Origin of the sequence: Kocuria sp. CPCC 205258 (genome assembly GCF_040981005.1) — a bacterium.
Taxonomy (GTDB): domain Bacteria; phylum Actinomycetota; class Actinomycetes; order Actinomycetales; family Micrococcaceae; genus Kocuria; species Kocuria rosea.
Map to the genome: position 1 here is coordinate 51604 of NZ_JAVKPS010000001.1, position 22062 is coordinate 73665.

The window sequence follows — 22062 nt, forward strand, 5'->3', positions numbered from 1 at the left end:
TTCTGTGGTCCGCCAAGGATCATCCCCCGGCTCCCGCACCGTCGACCGACAGCGCGCCGCCTCCGGACTCCGGGGGGCGTCACCCGCATCGGGTCCGGGCGCGGGAGCAGCAGGGAGCGGGGCCGGCTGGGGGGCCGCCCCGCTCCCCTTCTGTGTGCCGGCCCCGTCCGCCGGCACCCCCGCACCCCGCTCCGTCCGGCCCCGTCGGTGGTGCCCGTCCGGGCCCGGGCGTCCGGAGGAAGCACCGACGGTCCGGAAAACGCACGCGCCCGGGCTCCGTGTGGTGACCCCGCGGCCCACCCGGAACCATGATGGGGGCGGCGGCGCCACCGCGCCGCCACGGACGGTCCCGGACCGCTGCGCAGCGTCGCGCCCGGTCCGGGACCGTCCTCGGAGCGACGCACCACAGTAGGGGGACCGTGGACGACGACAGGATCGGAGCCGTGCAGGCACGCCTCGCCCGGCACGCCGTCGAGCGCGCCGGTCTCGACGCGGCCCGGGTCTGGTGGCACTGCTTCCAGCTCGGCGGCGAGGCCGGGATGCTGGAGGTCGACGCGTACCTGCACGGGTGCCTGAGACTGCCGGCCGCCCACCGCGACCTGCTCGCCCGCGCGGTCAACGGACTCGTCCGGGACGCGCCCGTCGCCCGGGTGCCGTTCTCGTGGGAGATCGACGCGGGCTCCCGGGACGACGCCGGCCCGCAGGACCGCGGCAGCGCACCGGGCCTCTGGCCGCGCGCCTGAGCCGGCACCTCCACCGCGACGGATCTTCCTCGGAGCTCCTCGGACCGCGCCTCGGGCGCGGCGCCATCTCCACGGCCCCGGCGGCCGCGGTGGCACAATGGTCCGGGGTGCCGGCCCCGACGACGGCCCGCACCCGGTCGGGCGCAGCGAGCCGGACGCAGCGCGCCCGTCGTCGCCCCGTGCCCCCACCTCGACCCTAGGATGTCGGATGGCCAACCTCTCGCCCCGCCCCGTCCCACCCTCCGCGCCGGCCGGCTGGTCGACCCTGCACCGGCACCACATCGGGGTGGACGTCGGCGGCACCCTGATCAAGTACGCGGCCGTGGACATGGCCGACGGCGAGCTGACCACCCCGGTCCTCCAGCGCCCCACCCCCCTCCCGGCCACACCGGAGGCCCTGGCCGAGCAGCTCGTGCTCATCGTGCAGGAGCTCGCCGCCGGTCCCCAGGCCCCGCACCCGGAGGCCAGCGTGGGCGTGGCGCTCCCCGCGATCATCCGCCACGGCGTGGCGCGCTCCGCCGCGAACATCGACGACGCGTGGATCGGCCTGGACGTCCACCGGTTCCTCACGGAGCGGCTGGGACGCACCGTCCACGTCCTCAACGACGCCGACGCCGCGGGCCTGGCCGAGCTCCGCTACGGCGCCGGGCGCGGGGCCAGCGGCACCGTCCTGGTCATCACCCTGGGCACCGGCATCGGCTCGGCGCTGTTCGTGGACGGGAAGCTGGTGCCCAACGTCGAACTGGGCCACCTGGAGCTCGGCGGGGTCGACGCCGAGGTGCGGGCCTCGGCGGTGGCCCGGGAGCGGGAGGGCCTGGACTGGCCGGACTACGCCGAGCGCCTCCAGCAGTACTTCGCGCACCTGGAGTTCCTCTTCTCACCGGACCTGATCGTGGTCGGCGGCGGGATCTCCGCCCGGCACGAGGACTTCCTGCCCCGTCTGCGCCTGGACACGCGCGTCGTCCCGGCCGAGCTGCGCAACGCGGCGGGCATCATCGGCGCCGCCCGGCACGCCTACCTCGCCGTGCCGCCGACGTCGGCCTGACCCCTGAGGGCCTGGCGGAAGTACTGCACGCCCGCCAGGACGTGCAGGACGGCCGCCACCTGGACCATGACCCGGCCGACGTCCGTCACCTCGGGGGTGGACCAGGCGGGCCCCGCCAGGACGAGCACGGTCCCCACCATGAGCAGGGCGGTCTTCGCCTTGCCGACCGTCGTGACCCGCAGGGTGCCGAGGGACCGCCGCACCAGGGTGGCGATCCCCACCACGACGTCGACGACCGCGATGACGATCAGCACCCACCAGGGGAACAGCCCGACGATGCTCGCGGCCACGGCGATCGCCACGGTCCCCAGCCGGTCGGCGATGGGGTCCATGACCTCCCCGACCCGGCTGCGCTGCCGGAGCGCCCGGGCCAGAGTGCCGTCGACCCAGTCCGTCAGGGAGAAGAGGGCGACGAGGACCAGCGCGCGCACCGGCCGCTCGTCGATGTCGAGGACGGCCAGCACGGCCGGGACGATGAGCGCGAAACGCACCACCGAGACCACGTTGGGCACCGTGAGCACCCGGTCGTAGTACGGCGACTCCGCCGGCTCGACCGCGTCCTGGTGCTGCTGTGCCATGTGCCTCGTCCCGTCCTCCGGCGCTCCCGGGCGAACGGTCCGCGCCCGTCGGTGCTGCCCTCGAGACTATCTGGTCGGCGCCGGGCGGCCCGGGAGATGACGCCGCCCGGCGCGAGGGCCGGCACGGTCCCTGGCCGCGCACGGGCCGCCCGGGCAGAATGGGGCGGGAGCCTCGTCGCCGGTCGTCGGTGCGCCCGCAGCGGCTCCGCCGGCGCACGCTGTGCACCCTCGCCCGGTGAGCTCCGACCCGGTGCGCGTCCTCGGCCCGACACCGGGCGCGCCACCCCGTCCGCCCCGCTCACCGGGGCCGGGCCCGACCGAAGGACCGCTGTGGATGCTCGCGTGCACTTCCTCACCCTGTCCACCCCGGACCTCGACGCCGCCCGCGAGTTCTACGCGCGGGGTCTCGGCTGGGAGCCGCTGCTCGACGTCCCGGGCGAGATCCTCTTCTTCCAGATCGCCCCGGGGACGGTCCTGGGTCTCTTCGACGCCGGGAAGTTCGCCGAGGACCTGGGCCTCCCATCGGCCACCCCGGCGCAGGGCGTGACGCTCGCGCACAACGTGGACGGCGAGGCCGCGGTGCGCGCGAGCGTCGACGCGATGAGCGCCGCGGGCGGGACCGTGCTCACGAGCCCGCGGCCGGGCGCCTTCGGGGGCGTCTTCCACGCGCACGTCGCCGATCCCAACGGCGTGGTGTGGGAGATCGCGCACAACCCGGGGTGGCGGATCGACGACGACGGGACCGTGCACCTCGGCTGAACGCCCTCGCCCGGCCCGTCCGCGCCGGGAGGTGCGGCCGGGGCGGGCTCAGCCGCGGACGTCGACGCGCAGGTGGTGCTCGACGTCGTGCAGGAAGTACGCCGCGAAGCTCGCCACGGTGAAGTCCTTGCCGTCCCCGCGCCGGCCGGTCCGGGCCCACTGCTCCCCGGTCACGGCGTCGAAGGCGTCCGCGGTGGCGCGGACCTCCTGCGCGAGCTCCCCGGAGACCTCGTAGGGGTCCTGCAGGTTGTACTGTCCCTCGACCGCCGCGGCGTCCTGGTCCCAGTCCGCGAAGACCGGGTCCTGCTCGTCGAGCATGAGCCGCAGCCGCTCGCGGAAGACCCGGCAGAGGTCCCGGACGTGGCAGGCGTACTCCAGCGGGGACCACGTCCCCGGGCGGGGCCGGTCCGTCATGCCCAGGCGGTCGAGGACCGCCGCCCAGCGCTCGACCGTGGCCCGCGCCCGCTCCCCCGTGCTCGTGACGTCGTAGTCCGGGTCGAACCCGCAGTCGGGGCAGCCCCGGTCGAGCACCACGGTCCAGTCCTTGGTCTCCGGAGGGACCGGGGAGGTGTCGGGGGTTCCGGGGCGCTCGGTGGTCATGCGGCCAATGTACCCGGGCCCACCGGGTGCGGCGAGGTCCCGCGGCGGACGGGGCGGGCCGGGCGGGCCGGGCGGGTCACAGCCCCTGCCGGTCCAGGATCTCGTCCTCGCTGAGCGGCTCCCCGCGCTGGACCCGGCGGGTCCGGCGCAGGTCGGTCGCGGCGAGCACCACGGCGGCGGTCGCCAGGACGAACGAGAGGATGCCGAGGGTGTTGGCGAACCCCGCGGACAGGCCCAGGTGGACGGGGTCGGTGGCCCGGGTCAGCACGGAGGCGCCGGCGCCGTCCACACGGTCCGGGAGGACGGCGCCGAAGCAGACGAGCACGGCCCACGCGGCGAGGACCGTCAGCGAGGACCGCAGGGACGCCCCGGGCGGGACGTGGGCGCGGGCGTCGCGGCGCAGCAGGGCCCCGGCCACCACGAGCAGCGCGGTCAGCGGCAGGGCCAGCGTCAGCGTGTAGAACAGCACCAGGTCACCGGCGGCGCCGGCCAGACCGCGGCCCACGGCCACCCACACCCCGAGCAGCAGGGCCGCGGGGATCCCGAGGACGGGCACGGCGCGCTGCAGGACGGCGGGACGGTGCGGCACGCGGTCGAGGGCTGTTTCCACGCCCGCCAGTCTATCGACGGGCCTCCCGCCGGAGACCCGCCCGCGGGCGCCCCGGTAGGCTGGAGCGCATGCCCTCCCCCGGATTCCCGCACGCCGTCCTCTTCGACCACGACGGGACCCTCGTCGACACCGAGCCGCTCTGGGACCGCGCCAAGCAGAACCTCGCCGCCGAGCACGGACGGCTCTGGACCCCCGAGGACTCGCTCGCGACCCTGGGCCGGCCGGTCGCCGCGACGATCGACCGCCTGCAGCGGGTCGGCGTGCCGCTCGGTCCGGACGAGCTGTTCCGGGCGGTCTTCGAGCACAGCGTCCGCGTCCTGGAGGACACCGAGCTGACCTTCATCGAGGGGATCGCGGAGCTCCTCGAGGAGCTCTCGGCCGCGGGGATCCCCGCGGCGATCGTCACCAACGCGAGCTCGGCGATGGGCCACCACACCGCGGCCACCGCTCCGGAGGACCTGTTCCGGGTCGTCATCGGCACGGACGAGTACGCGCAGGGGGTCCGCCCCAAGCCGGACCCGGACGCCTACCTCACGGCGGCGCGCCGCCTCGGGGTCGCCCCCCACCGGTGCGTCGTGGTCGAGGACTCCCCCGCCGGGGCCGCCGCGGGCGTCGCGGCGGGCATCCCCACGGTGGTCGTCCCCGGCGAGCTGGAGGTCGAGCGCGGCCCCGGGCTGCTGCACCTGGGATCCCACCGGGAGCTGACCCTGGAGCTGCTGCGCTCGCTGGACCCGCAGTCCCCGTCGTCGCCCTTCCACCCCGTGCAGGAGACCCGCCCGTGAGCGCCCCCGACTTCCCCGCCGCCGTCCTGTTCGACCACGACGGCACCCTCGTGAACTCCGAACCGCAGTGGGCCGTGGCCAAGCGGGCGGTGGCCGGCCGGTACGGCGTCGGCTGGAGCACCGAGGACGACCTCGCCACGCTGGGCCGGACGGTGCCCACGTCGGCGCGGCTGATGGTCGAGCGCGGCGCCGAGGGGACCGTCGAGGCCATCACGGCCGAGCTCGGGCGGGAGGTCGCGGCCTCGCTCACGGGCGAGGTCCCGTTCCTGCCCGGCATGCGCGACCTGCTGGCCGAGCTCGAGCGGGCCGGCATCCCCGGCGCCGTGGTGACGAACGCCCTGACCGTGGTCGCGGAGGGCACCGCGTCCGGGGCGCCCGAGGTGCTGCGGGTGGTCGTCTCGCAGGAGGACGTGGAGCACGCCAAGCCGCACCCGGAGCCCTACCTGCTCGCGGCGCGGCGGCTGGGCGTGGACCCGGCACGGTGCGTGGCGGTCGAGGACTCGCAGACGGGGGCGGCGAGCGCGGCGGCCGCCGGGATGCCCGTGGTGGTGGTGCCCGGGGAGCTGCCCGTGGATGCCGCCCCCGGCCTGGTGCTCGTGGACGCCCACACGGACGTCACCCTGGAGTTCCTGCGCGGGCTGGGTCCGACCGCCTGACGAGGGCCACCACGACGACGAGGGCCCGTTCCCTGCCGTCCGCGCGATGCGGGACGGCAGGGAACGGGCCCTCGTGCGAGGTGCCTGGGCTCAGCGGGTCGCGGTGCCCTGGGGGGAGGACGCGCGGCGCGGGCTCCGGGTGCGGCGACGGGCCGCGGCCTGGGTGGAGCGGTCCGGCGCGGACTCGGTCGAGTACGCGGGCGCCGCGGAACGGCTGGGCGCGGCCGAGCGGGCCGGTGCCGCCGAGCGGGAGGCCGAGCCGTTGCCGGGGCGGGAGCCGCCGCGGCTGCCGGTCCCGCCGCGCTGGTCGCGGGAGGCGCCGCGCGGCTGCTCGGAACGGTTCTGTCCGCCGCGGCCGCGGTTGCCGCCGGAGCCCGCACGGCCACCGGAACGGCCGGCGCCGGAGCGCTGACCGCTCGCCGGGCGGCCCTGCGCCTGGACGGGCGGCGCCACGTAGGCGACCTTGTCGGCGAGCTCGCCCACGAGCGCCGTGACGGCCGGGGAGCCGACGGTCACGGTGTCGAAGTTCGCGGTGACGCCCGCGGCCTTCATGAGCTGCGTGACCTCGCGGCGCTCCTCCTTGGTGGCCACCGTGACCACGGAGCCGGAGGCGCCGGCGCGGGCGGTGCGCCCGGAGCGGTGCAGGTAGGACTTGTGCTCGGTGGGCGGGTCGATGTGCACGACCAGCTCGACCTCGTCCACGTGCACGCCGCGGGCGGCGACGTCGGTGGCGACGAGCACGCGCACGTCACCGGCGGAGAACTGGGCCAGGTTGCGGTCGCGGGCGTTCTGGGACAGGTTGCCGTGCAGGTCCACGGCGGGGATGCCCATCTGGCTGAGCTTGCGGGCCATCTTCTTGGCGCGGTGCTTGGTCCGCGTGAACATCACGCGGCGGCCGGTGCCGGAGGCCAGGGCCTCGATGAGCTCCTGCTTCTCGTCCGCGTCCACGACGAGCACGTGGTGGTCCATGGTGGACACGGACGCCTGCGGGGCGTCCACGGAGTGCTTGACCGGGTTGGACAGGAACTGCTTGACGAGCTTGTCCACGCCGCCGTCGAGCGTCGCGGAGAACAGCAGCCGCTGGCCGCCCTGGGGGGTGCGCTTGAGGATGCGGGTCACCACGGGCAGGAAGCCCATGTCGGCCATGTGGTCGGCCTCGTCGATGACCGTCACGCGGACGTCGTCGAGCGTGAGGACGTTCTGCTTCAGCAGGTCCTCGAGCCGGCCGGGGCAGGCGATGACGATGTCGGCGCCCTTGGCGAGCGCCTTCTCCTGGTTGCGCTGGGAGACCCCGCCAAAGATGACGGTGGTCGTCTGCCCGGCGGCCTCGGCCAGCGGGGCGATCGCGCGGTCGATCTGGGTGGCCAGCTCGCGGGTGGGGGCCAGGACCAGGCCGGTGGGCCGGTTGGCACGCCGGGCGGCGCGGGCGCCGTTGCCGGTCAGTCCGGCGAGACGGGACACGAGCGGCAGCGCGAACGCCACGGTCTTGCCCGAGCCGGTCTTGCCGCGGCCGAGCACGTCACGGCCGGCCAGCGAGTCGGGGAGGGTCTTCTCCTGGATGGGGAACGCCTGCTCGATGCCCTGCTGGGCGAGGACGGCGGAAAGGGCCTTGGGCACGCCAAGGTCGGTGAAAGTAGCCAAAACTGGGATACGTCTTTCGATCGGATGTCCCGGCAAGGGGGTAGCGCGCCGGGTTGCGCCGAATGACTCCTGGAGCCCCTGCGAGCGGGCTGAGACCGTCTGGAACGGTGCCACGCTGGAAGAAGAACGGGGTGCTCGACGCCTGCCTGCTCACCCGGGAACGGGGAGCAGTGCCATATGCAATACGACTTACCCTACAGCACCGGCGGCACGCCACCACCCGGATGTGGCGGAGGGCACGGCCGCGCCCCGACGGCGCCGGGCCCACCGCGCCGGTGCGGGAGGCGGTGACGCGTGCACGCATCCGGCGCCGGTGCGGTGGGTCCGCGGTGCGGGGGCTACAGCGCGGTGTAGCCGCCGTCGACCAGGTAGTACCCGCCCGTCATGAAGGAGGCCTTCTCCGAGAGGAGGAACGTGGTCAGGGCGGCGACCTCCTCGGCGCGGCCCAGCCGGCCGAGCGGGTGCTTGGCAGTGAGCCCCTCGAGGACGGACGTCGGCGCGGTCCTGAGCAGCGGGGTGTCGATGTAGCCGGGGCCGACGGCGTTGATCCGCACCCCGCGCCGGCCGTACTCCACGCCGGCCTGCTTGGTGAGCCCGACCACACCGTGCTTGGCGGCGGTGTAGGCGCTGTTGCCCGCGGCCACGGCCACGGTGCCGTGCACGGAGGCCATGTTGACGATCGCCCCGCCGCCGGCCTGCTCGATGGCGGGCAGCTGGTAGCGCATGCCGAACATGACGGAGTGCAGGTCGATCTGCACGGTGCGCACCCACGCGTCGAGGTCCGACTCCCCCACCGCGTCCGCCGCGCCGGCGACCCCGGCGTTGTTCACCGCCAGGTGCAGGGCGCCGTAGGTCTGCTGGGCGAACTCGGCCGCGGCCTCGCAGTCCTCGGGCTTCGCCACGTCCTGCCGGAAGCCGGCGGCGTCGCCGCCGGCGGCCATGATCGCCTGGACGACGTCGTCGATCCGCCGGGTGTCGATGTCCGTGACGACGACCTTGGCGCCCTGCGCCGCGAGGTCCTTCGCGCAGGCCTCGCCGATGCCGGAGGCGGCGCCGGTGACGAGCGCGACCTTGTCCCTGAGGTCAGCCATGTGGTTCTCCTGCCGTGTGTCCGCTGGGCCGGGCCGGACGGCCCGACGCTCCCAGTCTGTCCGGAAACGCCGGGGCCCGCGAGGGGTGGCACGGGCGCCGCCGGACGTGCCGCCTCTCGCACCGGACGGAGGCTCAGCCCTCGGCGTCCTCGGACTTCTCGGCGTCGTGCGCCTGGCGCAGCGCGGCGGAGTCCGCCTCCTGGGCGGCCTTCTGCTCGCGCACCACCTCGGTCAGGAGCTTGGTCATCTCCTTGGCCACGCCGGCCGCGGACTGCGGGTTCTGCCCGGTGACGAGGCGGTCGTCCACGACGACGTTCTCGGTCCAGTTCGGCGCGGTCCGCACGTCCGCGCCCTGCTCGACGAGCTTGTCCTCGAGCAGGAACGGGACGACGTCCGACTTGCCGACCTCGTCCTCCTCGGCGTTGGTGAACGCGGCCACCCGGCGCCCCTCGACGATGCGCAGGCCGTTGGCGAGCTCGACGTCCACGAGCCCGGCGGGTCCGTGGCAGACGGCGCCGACGACTCCCCCGGCGTCGTGCACGGCGGCCACCAGCGCCTGCAGGTCCGCGTTGCCCGCGAAGTCCCACATGGTGCCGTGCCCGCCCACGAGGTAGACCGCGTCGTACTGGGCCGGGTCGACCACGCTGATCCGCGGGGTGTTGTAGAGGGAGGCCCGCACGGTCTCGTCCTCGAGGTACTGCCGCTGCACCTCGTCCTCCTCGTCCTTGCCGTCCTGCGGGGGCTGCCCGCCGGCGATCGAGGCGAAGTCGACGAAGTAGCCGGCGTCCCGGAACACCTTCCACGGGTGGGCCGCCTCCCCCACGAAGTAGCCGGTGGGCTCCCCGGTGTCGCCGAGGGTGTCGTGGCTGGTGAGAACGAGCAGAACCTTCTTCATGGTCTCGATGTCCATGTCTGTCCTTCCGTCGGGTGGCGGGACGCGGAGGGCGTCCTGCGAGCGGGTGGCCAGCCTAGGCGGCGGGGGCCGCTCCCGGGGCCGGTGTTCGCTCCCGGCCCCTCCTGCACGGAGGGCGCGAGTCCTCCCCTGATAGGGTCGTTGACGACTCAATGACCCTGTTCGCCCTCCTGAAAGGACCGACCATGAGCCTCTCCAACGCGATCCTGCGCGGCGTCTCCGGCGCCTACCTGCTGCAGTCCGGCTACGGCAAGAAGGACCTCCCCACGGAGGCCGCCGCGGGTCTCCAGCAGTTCGCCGCCACCGGCGTCCCCCAGTTCGAGGAGTGGGACGCCGACACCTTCGGCAAGTTCGTGGCGTACTCGGAGATCGGCATCGGCGCCGCCCTGCTGACCCCGTTCGTCAACAAGCGCCTCGCGGGCCTGGCCCTGGGCGCGTTCTCCGCCGGGCTGCTCGCGATGTACTTCCGCAACCCCGAGATGACCCAGGAGGACGGCGTCCGCCCGTCCGAGGCCGGCACGGGCCTCTCGAAGGACGCCTTCCTGGCTGCGATCGCCGCGGCCCTGGTCGTCTCCAAGTAGGCACGGCCCCGCAGGACCCCACGGGTGCCGCCCGTCCGCACGGACGGGCGGCACCCGTTCTGCATTCCCGGTGGCCCTTCCGGAGTCCTATTCCGAAGTCCTAGGACGTCCGAGGTGCCCGGGAGAATGGGTCCATGACGACGACGGCGCACCGCCGGGCCCGTCCTGCTCCGGGTCCGCACCGAGCCGCTCCCGCCGGGGAGCGGGTGCTGGACGCCGGCGTCCGGGCCGAGGTGCGGGCGGTCGTCGGGGAGCTCGTGGACTCGGCGGCCGCACAGGCGCGGGAGGCGGGGCGCCAGCTGCGCTGCATCGTCCGGCTGTGGCTGCTGGCCTGGGAGGACCGCGAGATCGACTGGGTCTCCTCGGCGGGACTGATGCCCTACGAGGCCGATGAGCTCGTCTGCTCCCTCCTCGAGACCGAGGACCAGATGGTGCGTGATCTCGCCGACGAGATCGGCCCGGCGCTGCGCCTGCCCGCGGGCACGGCCCTCGGGCGCGTCCGCGAGGCCCTCGTGCTCGGACTGCACCTGCCCGAGGTCCTCGAGGCGCTGGAGGCGGGCCTCTTCAGCGCCCGGCACGCCTCGGTGATCGCCGACCAGTGGCGCGAGCTGGTGGAGGACGTCCCGGCGGGCCAGGAGGCACCGTCCGTCGTCGTGCAGCGGCTCGCCGCCGAACTGGTGGAGCGGGCTCCGCACTGCACGGTGGCGCAGCTGCGCGCGTGGGCCCGGCGCCGGCGCGCGGCGCTGCTGGCCGGGACGCAGGAGGCGAGGCACCGGGCGGCCCGGGCCGGACGCCGCGTGTGGGTCGAGCACGGTGAGGACGGCATGACGTGGCTGCACGCCCTGCTGGACGCGCCCACGGCGCTCGCGGTCCAGGACCGGCTCGACACCCTCGCGTCGCTACTCGGGCCCGTGGAGGAGACCGCCCGCGCGGGGACGGGGCGAGAGCCGGACGGGTGCCGTCCGGTGCAGTTCGGTCAGGAGGAATGCGGCCCGGACGGGTTCGCGCCGGGTGCCAGGACTGCCCGGACGGAGGCGCAGCTGCGGGCGGACGTCCTCACCGATCTCCTGCTGGAGGGGGAGCTCCCCGACGACCCCGCGTTCCCGCCCGGTGTGCGCGGCCGGGTCTGCGTGACGGTCCCCGTGCTCACGCTGCTGGGGTGCCGCCTCGGCGGCCCGGCCGCCGGCGTGCCCGCGGACGCCCCGGTGCTCGAAGGTCACGGCCCGATCAGCGCGGACGTCGCCCGGGAGCTGGCCGCCGGTGCCTCCTCGTGGCATCGCGTGCTGACCCATCCCGTCACCGGCGCCGTTCTCGACCACGACCGCACCACCTACGCGGTGCCCGCGGATCTGCGCCGCCGGCTGCGGCTGCGCGACGGGACCTGTCGTTTTCCGGGGTGCCGGCGGCGGGCCGAGCGCTGCGACCTCGACCACACGGTGGCGTGGCAGGACGGCGGCCGGACGGCTGCGGACAACCTGGCCCACCTGTGCCGCCACCACCACCTCGTCAAGCACCGCCACGGTGCCCTCGGCCGCTGGTCGGTGCGGCAGCCGGGGCCGGCACCCGCCGGCGGAGTGCTCGAGTGGACCTCACCGGCCGGACGGACCTATCGGACCGTGCCGGACCCCTCGGCCGGTGCCACATCGGGCGGGCCCTTCGCGGACGTCGGGGATCAGGGCAGCTCCGTGCCCGAGGACGCAGACCCTCCTCCCTTCTGACCGTCCGACCGAGCGCACGGACGATGCGGGTGGCGCTGGGCGTGCGGCCTCCCGGTCGGTGCTGCCGCGGGACACGGGCGCGGACCGGCCCTCCGACAGCGCTGCGCCGAGCGCCGGACGGTGCCGAGGATCAGGCGGGTGGGCGGCCCGGGTCCTCCGCCGTGGTCTCCACCGACAGGCGGTAGCCCATGCTGTGGGTCTCCTCGGGCTCGAGGTGCACGGCGTCGGCGTGGGTGTTGGCGCCCTCCACGCACACGAAGTCCGTCCAGCCGTCCGACCCCACGTCGGGCATCGCCGCCGCCGTCTCCACCCCGGGGTTCCACACCACGGTGGTGCCGGAGTTCTTCTTCCGGATCCGCAGCACCCGCCCCAGCACGGGGTCCACCACGGCGACGTCGCCGGTCGAGCGGTACACCCGGTCGGTCTCGCCGTCGAACCGGAGGTCCCCCTCCTGGACGCAGTCCTCCCGGTCCAGGACCTTGTCGCGGTAGGACGCCCCGTCCAGCCCCTCGACCCGGATCTTCCGCACGTCCCCCACCACCAGGTAGGCGTGCAGGGCCTCCTCGAAGTCGAACGGGCGCTCACCGGTGTTGGTGACGCTCAGCTCGAGGGACAGCTCGGTGCCGAAGCGCACCACGCAGTAGGCCTCGAACTGGTACGGGAACTGTTCCCGGTGCGCCGGATCGGTGACGTCCGCGTCCGAGAGCCGGTAGACGATCATCGCCTCGTGGTCCGAGGACTCGCGCGACTCGACGTGCCACGGGAGCGTGCGGGCGAAGCCGTGCTTGGGCTTGGGCTCGCGCCCGCCCTCCGCCCCGTCCGCGAACCAGGGGAAGCAGATCGGGACACCCCCGCGCACGGGCTTGCCCGTCTCGAGCGCGGTGCTCGGGGACAGCCACAGCACCGGGGCGTGGCCCGTGGGGATCCAGTCGATCACGTGCGCGCCCTGGTCGTGGACGGCGCCGGTGGCGTCCGCGCAGGAGAACAGGCGGGGCTCGGGGAGTTCGCTCATGCCCATCAGGCTAGACCGAGGGCCCGGTCCCCGTCAGGAGGCCGGGCCCTCGTGCGCCGACAGCCGTCAGACGCCGGTGCGCTCGTACGAGTCGATCGCTCCGGGATGGCCCTCCATGAACGCGTCGACCTGGCGGCGGTCCGCCCGCAGCTTGGGGTCGTGGTCCAGGTAGTGCCTGGTCTCGCGGACGACCAGCCCGGAGAGGAGCAGCAGCCCGAGGAGGTTGGGCAGGGCCATGAGGCCGTTCATCACGTCGGCGAAGTTCCACACCACCGCCAGCGGCACGGTGCAGCCCACGAACACGACCAGGGAGAACACGACCCGGTAGGGCATCACGGCCGGCCGACCGAAGAGCCGCTCCATGCACCGCTCGCCGTAGTAGGCCCACCCGAGGATCGTCGAGTAGGCGAACATCACGAGCCCGATGGTGACCACGTAGTGGCCCCACTGCCCGGGCAGGCCCTGGCTGAAGGCGTCGCCGGTCATGGTCGCGGCGAAGTCCGCCCCCTGCTCCCAGACCCCGGTGGTGATGAGCACGAGTCCCGTGCAGGTCACCACGATGATGGTGTCGATGAAGGTCTGGGTCATGGAGACCAGCCCCTGGCGGACCGGGTGGGTGGTCTGGGCCGCGGCCGCTGCGATCGCGGCCGATCCCATGCCGGACTCGTTGGAGAAGATGCCGCGGGCCACGCCCATCTGCACGGCCAGCATGATCGCCGATCCGGCGAACCCGCCGACGGCCGCCGTGCCGGAGAAGGCGTCGGTGAAGATCAGGACGACCGCCTGCGGGATGGCCGCGACGTTGACAATGAGGATGAACAGGGCGCCCAGGACGTAGAAGAGGATCATGACGGGGACGAAGCCCGCCGTGACCTTCCCGATGGACTTGATCCCGCCCACGAGCACAGCGAGCGTCAGCACGGCGAGCACCACACCGGTGATCCAGGTGGGGACGCTGAACGAGCTCTCCAGGTTGGAGGCGATGGAGTTGCCCTGGGTCATGTTGCCGATGCCGAACGCGGCCAGCGCGGCGGCGACGGCGAAGAAGATCGCCAGGAACTTGCCGAACCCGTTGCGGATGCCGCGCTCCAGGTAGTACTGCGGGCCGCCGGAGATCTCACCCTTGGCGTCCGTGGTGCGGAACCGCACGGCCAGGAACGCCTCGGAGTACTTGGAGGCCATGCCGAGCAGGCCGGTGACCCACATCCAGAACAGGGCGCCGGGCCCGCCGATCGAGATCGCGGTGGCCACGCCCACGATGTTGCCGGTGCCCACGGTGGCCGCGAGCGCCGTGGTCAGCGCCTGGAACTGGGAGACGTCGCCGCCGCGGGCGTCCGCGTCCTTGCGGTCGAACAGGGCCAGTCGCAGCGCGGAGCCCAGCTTGTGGAACTGCAGCCCGCCCAGCCGGACGGTCAGGTACAGACCGGTGAGCAGCAGCAGGGGGATGAGGACGTAGGGCCCCCAGATGATGCCGCCCAGCTCGCCGAGGGCAGTCTCGATGGTTTGGAGCATGTGTTCTCCCGTGGGTGTCGGGTGGATCAGGAATCGGGCCGAAACGGGACTGTGACCTCGGTCTCGGCAGAAGGCATCTAATCACAGGTCCGCTGCTCCCCCGGTCAGGGACCGATGGATCGGCTACAGTGTGGCTCCTGCCCGTTTCCGCCCGGTTACGGGCCGGACGGGGCGGCGGGGCCCTCCGGCGCCCGCCGCGAGAGGCGGCGCGCGAGCAGCACGGCTCCCGCGGCGAGCAGCGAGCACACCGCCATGGACACGGCCATTGGGACGGCGGTGTGCTGACCGGCCAGGCCGGTCAGCGGGCTCACGAGCCCGCCCAGGAGGAACTGGACCAGTCCGAGCACCGCCGACCCTGCCCCGGCCCGGCCCGGGACCCGGCCCTGGGCGAGGGCCACGGCGTTGCCCATGACGAAGCCGATGCAGGTCTGGCTCACGAAGAGGTGCGCCAGCGTGGTCCACCCGGTGATCCCGGCCAGCACGAGGCCCAGGCCCACCACGTTGACGGCGGCCATGACCACGATCGCGGTGCGGAGGATCGTGCCGGGCTCGACCCGGTCGACGAGGCGGGTGTTGACGACCGCGCCCAGGATGGAGCCGCCCGCGTTGATGGCGAACACCACGGAGTAGCCGAGCGCCGAGTAGCCGAGCACGTTCTGCAGCACGAAGGAGGAGGCGGAGATGTAGGAGAACAGGGCGCCGAACGCGAGTCCGAAGGCGAGGGCGTAGGCCATGAAGGACGGGGTGCGCAGCACCCGCCAGGACCCGGTGACGACGGCGCCGACCCCGCCGCGGTGCCGCCGGTGCGGTGGCAGGGTCTCGGGGACCACGAGCACGGAGCACGCCAGCATCAGCAGCCCGAACGCCGCGAGCACCCAGAACACGGTCTGCCACGGGGCCACCGTGGCGATCACTCCGCCCAGGAGCGGGGCCACCACCGGGGCGAGGGAGGTGATGGTCGCGAGGACCGAGAACAGCTTCGCGGCCCCGCGGCCGGAGGCGATGTCCGAGACCACCGCGCGGGCGATCACGACGCCGGCCGCCCCGGCGAGTCCCTGCACCGCGCGCAGGACCAGCACCGTCCCGATGGTCGGGGCCAGGACCACGGCGACGGAGCTGAGCAGGAACAGCGCGTTGCCGGCCACCATGAGCCGGTGCCGGCCCAGCACGTCGGACACGGGCCCGAGCAGGAACTGCCCCACGGCCATGCCGACCATGTACGTGGTCAGCGTCAGCTGCACCGCGGAGGCCGACGCCCCGAAGTGCCCGGCCATGGCAGGCATCGAGGCCAGGTACATGTCCGTGGCCATCGGGCTCACCGCGCTGAGGATCCCCAGCGCCGCCACCAGCACCACCCGGTCCTTGCCGCCGGAGAGGCGCAGGCGGGAGCGCACGGGGTCGTCGGGCGGCGATGAGCTCACGGAAGGTCCTTCGGCACGGGTCGGCAGGGCGGGCGCGGGGCGCGGGGCGCGCCTCATGCTATCGACGCCGCGACGTGAGAAGGACGCGGGACAGGACGAGGACGAGGGACAGGGGCGAGGACGCGGGACAGGACGAGGACGAGGGACAGGGGCGAGGACGAGGGACTGCGACAGCGACAGCGACAGCGACAGCGACAATGTCCTCATGAGACTCGCCGTGTACACCGGGGCATCCCTCGGCTTCGACCCCCTGTTCCCCGAGGCCGCCCGGGCCTTCGCCACCGCCCTCGCCCGCCGCGGCGTGGGCGTCGTCTACGGCGGCGGCCATGTGGGGCTGATGGGCGTCGTCGCCGACGCCGCCCTGGCCGCCGGGGGCGAGGTGGTCGGGGTCATGCCGCAGTCGCTCGTCGACGACGAGACGGCCCACACGGGGCTGACCGAGCTGCGCATCGTCCGGACGATGCACGAGCGCAAGGCGGAGATGGCCGCCCTCGCCGACGGGTTCGTGGCCCTGCCCGGCGGCCTGGGCACCCTCGAGGAGATCTTCGAGGCGTGGACCTGGCTGCAGGTGGGGGTGCACGCCAAGCCGGTCGGCTTCCTGGACGTGGCCGGCTATTGGAGGCCCCTGCTGGACGCGGTGGCCTCGATGTCCGCGGCCGGCCTCGTGCGTCCCGAGTACCGGGACGCCGCCGTGGTCGCCCAGGACGCCGACGAGCTGCTCGCCCGGTTCGCGGCGTGGGAGGCGCCCCGCCGGCGCTGGTCCGAGCCGCCCGTTCCCGGCGCCGACGCGCCCGCCGTCCGCCCAGCCCCTAGGATGTAGGGCGATGAGCGAGCACACCCCTTCCCCCGCCGAGGGCCCCGCACAGGGCCCCGTCCCCGAGGCGTTCCACCGCCGGCCGTACTCCTTCGTGCGCCGCGGCGACCGCCTCACCGCCCGCCGCCAGAAGGCCTGGGACGACTGGGCGCCCACCCGGGTGCTCGACGTCCCGCGCGTGCGCACGGACACCTCCGTGCACCCCGACCACGAGTTCGACGCGGCCGCGGCCTTCGGGCGCGAGGCGCCGCTGGTCGTGGAGGTCGGCTCCGGGCTCGGCGAGGCGGTCGTGCACGCCGCCGCCCAGGACCCGGCGCGGAACTTCCTCGCCGTCGAGGTGTACAAGCCCGGGATCGCGGATCTGTTGCTCAAGGCGGCCCAGGCCGGGGTGGACAACGTCCGTGTGGCGCAGGCCAACGCCCCCGAGGTCCTGGAGCACATGCTCGCCCCGGCCTCGGTCGACGAGCTGTGGGTGTTCTTCCCGGACCCCTGGCACAAGACCCGCCACCACAAGCGGCGCCTGGTCTCCCCCGCGTTCGCCGAGCTCGCCGCCCGGGTGCTCGTCCCGGGCGGGCTGTGGCGGCTCGCCACGGACTGGCAGGAGTACGCCCTGGTGATGCGTGAGGTCCTCGACGCGTCCCCGCAGTTCGAGAACGTCCACCCGGGCCCGCTCGCCGACGACGAGCACCCGGACACCGGATGGGCCCCGCGCTGGGAGGGACGGGTCCTCACGAGCTTCGAGCGCAAGGCGCAGGAGGCGGGCCGCGTCCCCCGCGACCTCGTCTACCGCCGGACGGCGTGAGCGCCGTCCCCGGCGCGGAGCGCAACGGCGTGCCCGCACTGCCCGGCCCGGAGCGGGACGGCTTCGTCGTCGTGCCCCCGGGCGATCCCCGCACGCAGCCGCTGCTCGAGGGCCTGCACCACGAGTACGTGGAGCGCTACGGTCCCGAGATCGGGGCGGAGGAGATGGCCGAGCACCCCGTCGACGACTTCACCGCCCCCGCCGGAGCGCTCCTGCTCCTCCTCGAGGGCGGCACGACGGTGGGCGGCGGCGCGTTCCGCCGGCACGACGACGCCACGGCGGAGCTCAAACGGGTGTGGACCGCCCCGGCGCACCGCCGGCGGGGGATCTCGCGGCGGGTCCTGGCCGAGCTCGAGCGGCTCGCCGCCGCGGCGGGGTACCGGCGCATCCACCTCACCACGGGCAGCCGCCAGCCGGAGGCGGCCGCCCTGTACCGCAGCAGCGGGTACGTCCTGCTGCCCGGGACCGCCCGCGTCTATCCGGGCGGCGTGTACGACGTGGGCTTCGAGAAGCACCTGCGCTGACCGCCCGGCCCGGGCGCCGGTGCGGCTCAGCGCTCCTGCTGGCGCGGGGGCCGGTACAGCACCACGGCCTGCGAGATCTTGCGGGCCCGGGGGCGGGCGCCGCGGGCCATGCGCACCACGTCCCCGCCGACGCCGGCGGCGAAGATCCGCGAGGACTCCTCGGCCCGGTCCCGGGCGTCCTCGAGTTCCCGGGACAGCTCCGCCACCCGCGACCGCAGGGCCGCGACCTGGTTCTCCAGCTGGAGGATGCGCCGGATGCCCTCGAGGGACACGCCCTGCTGGGACAGCACCTGGATCTGCTGCAGCTTCTCGATGTCGCGCTGCGAGTAGCGGCGGGCGCGGCCGGGGGCCCGGGACGGCCTGACGAGGCCGAGCCGGTCGTACTGGCGCAGGGTCTGCGGGTGCATCTCCGCGATCTCCGCGGCCACGGAGATCACGAACAGCGGCTGGTCGGCGTCCAGTGCCATCTCACACCCGTGCCTTCTCGGCCAGGCGGGCCCGGGGGTCCTCGTCCGCGGTCGCCTCGGCGAACGCCCGGACGGCGGCCTGCGCCTGCTCGTCCAGCTCGGCCGGCACATGCACCTCGACCGTCACGATCAGGTTGCCGGTGCCCTTGGCCGTGCCGAACCCGCGCCCCTTGACGCGGAAGCGCCGGCCCGAGGACGTGCCCGCCGGGACCTTCACGCGCACGGTGCCGCCGTCCAGCACGGGCACCTCGATGGTGGCGCCCAGGGCCGCCTCGGGGAACGTGATCGGCACGGTGACCTCGACGTCGTCCGTGCCCTCGACGCGCCGGAAGAAGGGGTGCGGGGTCACGTGGACGGTGACGTAGAGATCGCCGGCCCCGCCGGCACCCGAGTGGCCCTTGCCGGCGAGCTTGAGCTTCTGCCCGTCGCGCACGCCGCGCGGGATCCGCACCGTGGTCTCCTGGCCGTTGCCCCGGCGCAGCTTGACCGTGGTGCCGTGCACCGAGGAGCGGAACGGGATGGTCGTCTCCGTCCGGATGTCCTCCCCGCGCGCCGGCGGGGCCTGGTAGCCGCCGTAGCCGCCCGGCGCCCCGTACCCGGTCTGACCGCCGAACTGGGCGAACAGGTCCTCGAACCCGCCCGGGCCGCCCGCGCCGCCGGTGGAGTAGGTCGTGCGGCGGCGGCGTCCTCCGCCGCCTCCGCCGAAGATGTCGCCGAAGAGGTCCTCGAAGTTGGCCGAGCCCCCGGCGCCGCCGGGGCCGCCGGCGGTGAAGCGCGCCCCGGAGCCCATCGCGCGGATCGCGTCGTACTGCTTGCGCTCCTCGGGGTCGGAGAGCACGGAGTTCGCCTCGGTGATGTCCTTGAACCGCTGCTCGGCCTCCGTGTCCCCCGGGTTCTGGTCCGGGTGGTACTGGCGGGCGAGCTTGCGGTAGGCCTTCTTGACGTCGGCGGCGGACGCGTCCTTGGAGACGCCGAGAATGCTGTAGAAGTCCTTGTCGATCCAGTCCTGGCTGGCCATGACGCCTCCTTTCTGTGGGGCCGGTCGGGGTCCTGCGGAGCAGGACCCGGTGGTGGTCCGGGGGTCGTCCCCGGCGCCGCGGCGCCGGGGACGGGTGGACGGGTCAGGGGAGGCCCGAGGGACGGGCCTCCCCTGACGTCGCCGGGATCAGGCCGTGTCCGGCCTCACTCGGCGACCGCGACGGCGACCTGGGCCGGCCGCACCACGCGCTCGCCGATCCGGAAGCCGGAGCGCAGCACCATCGAGACCTGGTCCGGCTCGACCTCGCTCGTGGGCTGCTGCAGCACCGCCTCGTGGACGTTCGGGTCGAACTTCTCCCCGACCTCCCCGAGGCGCACCAGCCCGTGCCGCACGAGGGTCTCCTCGAGCTTGTTCGCGATCGCCGCGAACGGGCCGTCGGTGAGGTCGCCCGCCTGCCGGGCCGCGTCGATGTCGTCGAACACCGGCAGCAGCGTCTGCAGGAGGTCGCCCGTCACGAAGGTCCGCAGCTGCTCCTTCTCGCGCGCCGTGCGGTGCTTGAAGTTCACGAACTCGGCCTGCAGCCGGCGCAGCTCCTCGAGCCGCTCCTCGGCGAGGGCGGCCGCTGGGGACTCCTCCGCGGCGGCCGGCGCCGGTGCGGCGTCCCCGGCCTCCGCGTCCGTCGACTGTGGCGTCGAGAGGATGTCGTCCACCGTCAGGCCCTCCGGCCCGGCCTCCTCGCGGGGGCCGGCGCCGGAGTCCTGCGGGAACTGCTCGCCGGGGTGCGCGGCGGGGTCGCCGGGAACGCTCCCGGCGCCGTGGTCGTCCGCGTTCTCGTCGGGTCCTGGCGTGTGGTCGGGCATGCTCACTTCTTCTCGTCCTCGTCGTCGACGACCTCGGCGTCGACGATGTCCTCGTCACCGGTGGCGCCCGCACCCGGGGCGCCCTCGGCGCCCTCGGTCTGCGACTGCGCGTAGAGGGCCTCGCCGAGCTTGGTCTGGGACTGCTGCAGCTTGTCGTAGGCCGACTTCACGGCGTCCTCGTCCTCGCCCTCGAGCGCCTTCTTCAGGGCGTCGACGTCCGCCTGCACCTCGGACTTGACGTCCGCGGGCAGCTTCTCGTCGTTGTCCTTCAGGAGCTTGTCGACGGAGTACGCCTGCTGCTCCGCGTTGTTGCGCAGGTCGGCCGCCTCGCGGCGCACCCGGTCCGCCTCGGCGTTGGCCTCGGCGTCCTTGACCATCCGGTCGATGTCCTCCTTGGAGAGGGAGGACCCGCCCGTGATGGTCATCGACTGCTCGGTGCCGGTGCCCTTGTCCTTCGCGGAGACGTGCACGATGCCGTTGGCGTCGATGTCGAAGGTGACCTCGATCTGCGGCATCCCGCGCGGGGCGGGGGCGATGCCGGTCAGCTCGAAGGTGCCCAGGTTCTTGTTGTCCCGGGTGAACTGGCGCTCGCCCTGGAAGACCTGGATGGACACGGACGGCTGGTTGTCCTCGGCGGTGGTGAAGGTCTCGGACCGCTTGGTGGGGATCGCCGTGTTGCGCTCGATGAGCTTGGTCATCACGCCGCCCTTGGTCTCGATGCCCAGCGACAGCGGGGTCACGTCGATCAGCAGCACGTCCTTGCGGTCACCCTTGAGCACGCCCGCCTGGATCGCGGCGCCGACGGCGACGACCTCGTCCGGGTTCACGCCCTTGTTGGGCTCCTTGCCGGCCAGGCGCTGGACGGTCTCCGCGACGGCGGGCATGCGGGTCGAGCCGCCCACCAGCACCACGTGGTCGATGTCGGACACGGAGATGCCGGCCTCGGCGATGACGTCCTTGAACGGCTTCTCGGTGCGCTCGAGCAGGTCCCGGGTGAGCTCCTCGAACTTGGCGCGGGTGAGGCGCTCGTCCAGGTGCACCGGGCCCTCGGGGGTCACGGACAGGTACTGCAGGGAGATGCTGGTGCTGGTCGCGGAGGACAGCTCCTTCTTGGCCTGCTCCGCGGTCTCCTTCAGGCGCTGCAGGGCGATCTTGTCCTTGGACAGGTCCGCGCCGGTCTTCGACTTGACCTGCGCCAGCAGCCAGTCGACCACGCGCTGGTCCCAGTCGTCGCCGCCGAGCCGGTTGTCGCCGGCGGTCGAGCGGACCTGGATGGTGGAGAAGTCGTCCTCGTCCTTGCCGACCTCCAGCAGGGAGACGTCGAAGGTGCCGCCGCCGAGGTCGAAGACGAGGATGAGCTCGTCCTCCTTGCCCTTCTCCAGGCCGTAGGCGAGCGCCGCGGCGGTGGGCTCGTTGACGATGCGCAGCACGTTCATGCCCGCGATCTCACCGGCCTCCTTGGTGGCCTGGCGCTCGGCGTCGTTGAAGTACGCCGGGACGGTGATCACGGCGTCGGTGACCTTGTCGCCGAGGTAGGACTCGGCGTCGGTCTTGAGCTTCATCAGGATGCGCGCCGAGATCTCCTGCGGCGTGTACTTCTTGCCGTCGATGTCGGTGGACCACCCGGTGCCCATGTGGCGCTTCACCGAGGCGATCGTGCGGTCCACGTTGGTGACGGCCTGGCGCTTGGCGATGTCACCCACCAGGGTCTCGCCGTCCTTGGAGAAGGCGACGACGGACGGCGTGGTCCGGTTGCCCTCGGCGTTGGCGATGACGGTGGGCTCGCCGCCCTCCAGTACGGACACCACGGAGTTGGTGGTGCCGAGGTCGATTCCTACTGCACGAGACATGGGCGTGTTCTCCTTCGGGTCGAGCTGAACCGGGCGGGCCGTACCGGCCCCGTTGGGGTCCCGGAGGTCTCAGTTCTTGAGTTTTCCTGGCTCAAGTCTGCCAC

23 protein-coding genes are annotated in these 22062 nt (G+C 73.8%); 10 read left to right on the top strand and 13 right to left on the bottom strand.

The window, feature by feature from the left end:
• Positions 1 to 419 precede the first annotated feature (419 nt).
• Positions 420 to 743, top strand: coding sequence for a hypothetical protein (locus RF644_RS00250; RefSeq protein WP_051063728.1), 324 nt, complete (start codon positions 420 to 422; stop codon positions 741 to 743).
• A gap of 208 nt (positions 744 to 951) precedes the next feature.
• A complete protein-coding gene (gene ppgK, locus RF644_RS00255; protein ID WP_368794905.1) occupies positions 952 to 1788 on the top strand; it encodes a polyphosphate--glucose phosphotransferase in 837 nt (278 codons plus the stop codon).
• Here ppgK and RF644_RS00260 read toward each other — a convergent pair.
• Positions 1758 to 2366, bottom strand: coding sequence for a CDP-alcohol phosphatidyltransferase family protein (locus RF644_RS00260; protein WP_368794906.1), 609 nt, complete (start codon positions 2364 to 2366; stop codon positions 1758 to 1760). The two genes, ppgK and RF644_RS00260, sit on opposite strands and share 31 nt — an antisense overlap.
• Positions 2367 to 2708: 342 nt before the next feature.
• On the opposite strand from RF644_RS00260, the gene RF644_RS00265 reads away from it, so the two are divergent.
• Positions 2709 to 3125: a VOC family protein gene (locus tag RF644_RS00265; protein ID WP_017832587.1), complete on the top strand. Its 417-nt coding sequence runs from the start codon at positions 2709 to 2711 to the stop codon at positions 3123 to 3125.
• Between the two features lie 48 nt (positions 3126 to 3173).
• On the opposite strand, the gene RF644_RS00270 is transcribed toward RF644_RS00265, so the two are convergent.
• On the bottom strand, positions 3174 to 3725 hold the full coding sequence (locus RF644_RS00270) for a DinB family protein (protein ID WP_017832588.1): 552 nt from the start codon (positions 3723 to 3725) through the stop codon (positions 3174 to 3176).
• Positions 3726 to 3801: 76 nt separating this feature from the next.
• On the bottom strand, positions 3802 to 4335 hold the full coding sequence (locus RF644_RS00275; protein WP_368794907.1) for a hypothetical protein: 534 nt from the start codon (positions 4333 to 4335) through the stop codon (positions 3802 to 3804).
• A gap of 68 nt (positions 4336 to 4403) precedes the next feature.
• Between RF644_RS00275 and RF644_RS00280 the strand changes: the two genes are divergently transcribed.
• A complete protein-coding gene (locus RF644_RS00280) occupies positions 4404 to 5117 on the top strand; it encodes an HAD family hydrolase (protein WP_368794908.1) in 714 nt (237 codons plus the stop codon).
• Positions 5114 to 5773 (top strand): HAD family hydrolase, encoded by a 660-nt coding sequence (locus RF644_RS00285; protein ID WP_368794909.1) that lies wholly within the window; start codon positions 5114 to 5116, stop codon positions 5771 to 5773. The genes RF644_RS00280 and RF644_RS00285 overlap by 4 nt, the downstream gene beginning before the upstream one ends.
• Before the next feature lie 90 nt (positions 5774 to 5863).
• Here the strand turns inward: RF644_RS00285 and RF644_RS00290 are convergent, their stop codons facing one another.
• From RF644_RS00290 to RF644_RS00300, 3 genes are all read right to left on the bottom strand, one after another.
• On the bottom strand, positions 5864 to 7390 hold the full coding sequence (locus RF644_RS00290; RefSeq protein ID WP_368794910.1) for a DEAD/DEAH box helicase: 1527 nt from the start codon (positions 7388 to 7390) through the stop codon (positions 5864 to 5866).
• Between the two features lie 362 nt (positions 7391 to 7752).
• The gene (locus RF644_RS00295; RefSeq protein ID WP_368794911.1) at positions 7753 to 8505 is read right to left on the bottom strand and encodes an SDR family NAD(P)-dependent oxidoreductase; all 753 of its coding nucleotides are present in this window, start codon (positions 8503 to 8505) and stop codon (positions 7753 to 7755) included.
• Positions 8506 to 8638: 133 nt separating this feature from the next.
• Positions 8639 to 9415 carry a type 1 glutamine amidotransferase domain-containing protein gene (locus RF644_RS00300; RefSeq protein ID WP_368794912.1) on the bottom strand — a complete coding sequence of 259 codons (777 nt, stop codon included), beginning with the start codon at positions 9413 to 9415 and terminating at the stop codon, positions 8639 to 8641.
• Positions 9416 to 9603: 188 nt separating this feature from the next.
• Here RF644_RS00300 and RF644_RS00305 point away from each other — a divergent pair, with 188 nt between their 5' ends.
• Complete coding sequence (locus RF644_RS00305) at positions 9604 to 9999, top strand: hypothetical protein (protein ID WP_017832595.1); 396 nt, start codon at positions 9604 to 9606, stop codon at positions 9997 to 9999.
• Between the two features lie 134 nt (positions 10000 to 10133).
• Positions 10134 to 11717 carry a DUF222 domain-containing protein gene (locus RF644_RS00310; protein WP_368794913.1) on the top strand — a complete coding sequence of 528 codons (1584 nt, stop codon included), beginning with the start codon at positions 10134 to 10136 and terminating at the stop codon, positions 11715 to 11717.
• Between the two features lie 130 nt (positions 11718 to 11847).
• Here the strand turns inward: RF644_RS00310 and RF644_RS00315 are convergent, their stop codons facing one another.
• From RF644_RS00315 to RF644_RS00325, 3 genes are all read right to left on the bottom strand, one after another.
• Positions 11848 to 12729, bottom strand: a complete 882-nt coding sequence (locus RF644_RS00315) for a D-hexose-6-phosphate mutarotase (RefSeq protein ID WP_368794914.1) — start codon at positions 12727 to 12729, stop codon at positions 11848 to 11850.
• Between the two features lie 66 nt (positions 12730 to 12795).
• Positions 12796 to 14241, bottom strand: coding sequence for an alanine/glycine:cation symporter family protein (locus tag RF644_RS00320; RefSeq protein ID WP_368794915.1), 1446 nt, complete (start codon positions 14239 to 14241; stop codon positions 12796 to 12798).
• A 155-nt stretch (positions 14242 to 14396) separates the two neighbouring features.
• On the bottom strand, positions 14397 to 15662 hold the full coding sequence (locus RF644_RS00325; protein ID WP_368794916.1) for a multidrug effflux MFS transporter: 1266 nt from the start codon (positions 15660 to 15662) through the stop codon (positions 14397 to 14399).
• Positions 15663 to 15867: 205 nt separating this feature from the next.
• On the opposite strand from RF644_RS00325, the gene RF644_RS00330 reads away from it, so the two are divergent.
• The 3 genes from RF644_RS00330 to RF644_RS00340 are packed head-to-tail and all read left to right on the top strand — an operon-like array spanning position 15868 to position 17802.
• Positions 15868 to 16482, top strand: coding sequence for a TIGR00730 family Rossman fold protein (locus RF644_RS00330; protein ID WP_368794917.1), 615 nt, complete (start codon positions 15868 to 15870; stop codon positions 16480 to 16482).
• Positions 16483 to 16486: 4 nt separating this feature from the next.
• Positions 16487 to 17278: a tRNA (guanosine(46)-N7)-methyltransferase TrmB gene (gene trmB, locus RF644_RS00335; RefSeq protein ID WP_284563361.1), complete on the top strand. Its 792-nt coding sequence runs from the start codon at positions 16487 to 16489 to the stop codon at positions 17276 to 17278.
• A complete protein-coding gene (locus RF644_RS00340) occupies positions 17275 to 17802 on the top strand; it encodes a GNAT family N-acetyltransferase (RefSeq protein WP_368794918.1) in 528 nt (175 codons plus the stop codon). Before trmB ends, RF644_RS00340 begins: the two co-directional genes overlap by 4 nt.
• 26 nt (positions 17803 to 17828) lie before the next feature.
• Here the strand turns inward: RF644_RS00340 and RF644_RS00345 are convergent, their stop codons facing one another.
• The 4 genes from RF644_RS00345 to dnaK form a co-directional block, all read right to left on the bottom strand.
• Positions 17829 to 18269 (bottom strand): heat shock protein transcriptional repressor HspR, encoded by a 441-nt coding sequence (locus RF644_RS00345; RefSeq protein WP_017832603.1) that lies wholly within the window; start codon positions 18267 to 18269, stop codon positions 17829 to 17831.
• A 1-nt stretch (position 18270) separates the two neighbouring features.
• Positions 18271 to 19287, bottom strand: a complete 1017-nt coding sequence (locus RF644_RS00350; RefSeq protein WP_368794919.1) for a DnaJ C-terminal domain-containing protein — start codon at positions 19285 to 19287, stop codon at positions 18271 to 18273.
• A 164-nt stretch (positions 19288 to 19451) separates the two neighbouring features.
• Positions 19452 to 20114: a nucleotide exchange factor GrpE gene (locus RF644_RS00355; protein ID WP_368794920.1), complete on the bottom strand. Its 663-nt coding sequence runs from the start codon at positions 20112 to 20114 to the stop codon at positions 19452 to 19454.
• The gene (dnaK, locus tag RF644_RS00360; protein ID WP_368794921.1) at positions 20111 to 21958 is read right to left on the bottom strand and encodes a molecular chaperone DnaK; all 1848 of its coding nucleotides are present in this window, start codon (positions 21956 to 21958) and stop codon (positions 20111 to 20113) included. The genes RF644_RS00355 and dnaK overlap by 4 nt, the downstream gene beginning before the upstream one ends.
• Between the last annotated feature and the right edge of the window lie 104 nt (positions 21959 to 22062).

Bases quoted from the DNA above. Each gene is read 5' to 3' on its own strand.
- RF644_RS00305 (WP_017832595.1), top strand. From the start codon at position 9,604: ATGAGCCTCTCCAACGCGATCCTGCGCGGCGTCTCCGGCGCCTACCTG.
- RF644_RS00320 (WP_368794915.1), bottom strand. From the start codon at position 14,241: ATGCTCCAAACCATCGAGACTGCCCTCGGCGAGCTGGGCGGCATCATC.
- RF644_RS00310 (WP_368794913.1), top strand. From the start codon at position 10,134: ATGACGACGACGGCGCACCGCCGGGCCCGTCCTGCTCCGGGTCCGCAC.
- RF644_RS00270 (WP_017832588.1), bottom strand. From the start codon at position 3,725: ATGACCACCGAGCGCCCCGGAACCCCCGACACCTCCCCGGTCCCTCCG.
- dnaK (WP_368794921.1), bottom strand. From the start codon at position 21,958: ATGTCTCGTGCAGTAGGAATCGACCTCGGCACCACCAACTCCGTGGTG.
- RF644_RS00260 (WP_368794906.1), bottom strand. From the start codon at position 2,366: ATGGCACAGCAGCACCAGGACGCGGTCGAGCCGGCGGAGTCGCCGTAC.
- RF644_RS00280 (WP_368794908.1), top strand. From the start codon at position 4,404: ATGCCCTCCCCCGGATTCCCGCACGCCGTCCTCTTCGACCACGACGGG.
- ppgK (WP_368794905.1), top strand. From the start codon at position 952: ATGGCCAACCTCTCGCCCCGCCCCGTCCCACCCTCCGCGCCGGCCGGC.
- trmB (WP_284563361.1), top strand. From the start codon at position 16,487: ATGAGCGAGCACACCCCTTCCCCCGCCGAGGGCCCCGCACAGGGCCCC.
- RF644_RS00350 (WP_368794919.1), bottom strand. From the start codon at position 19,287: ATGGCCAGCCAGGACTGGATCGACAAGGACTTCTACAGCATTCTCGGC.
- RF644_RS00330 (WP_368794917.1), top strand. From the start codon at position 15,868: ATGAGACTCGCCGTGTACACCGGGGCATCCCTCGGCTTCGACCCCCTG.
- RF644_RS00315 (WP_368794914.1), bottom strand. From the start codon at position 12,729: ATGAGCGAACTCCCCGAGCCCCGCCTGTTCTCCTGCGCGGACGCCACC.
- RF644_RS00295 (WP_368794911.1), bottom strand. From the start codon at position 8,505: ATGGCTGACCTCAGGGACAAGGTCGCGCTCGTCACCGGCGCCGCCTCC.
- RF644_RS00345 (WP_017832603.1), bottom strand. From the start codon at position 18,269: ATGGCACTGGACGCCGACCAGCCGCTGTTCGTGATCTCCGTGGCCGCG.
- RF644_RS00300 (WP_368794912.1), bottom strand. From the start codon at position 9,415: ATGGACATCGAGACCATGAAGAAGGTTCTGCTCGTTCTCACCAGCCAC.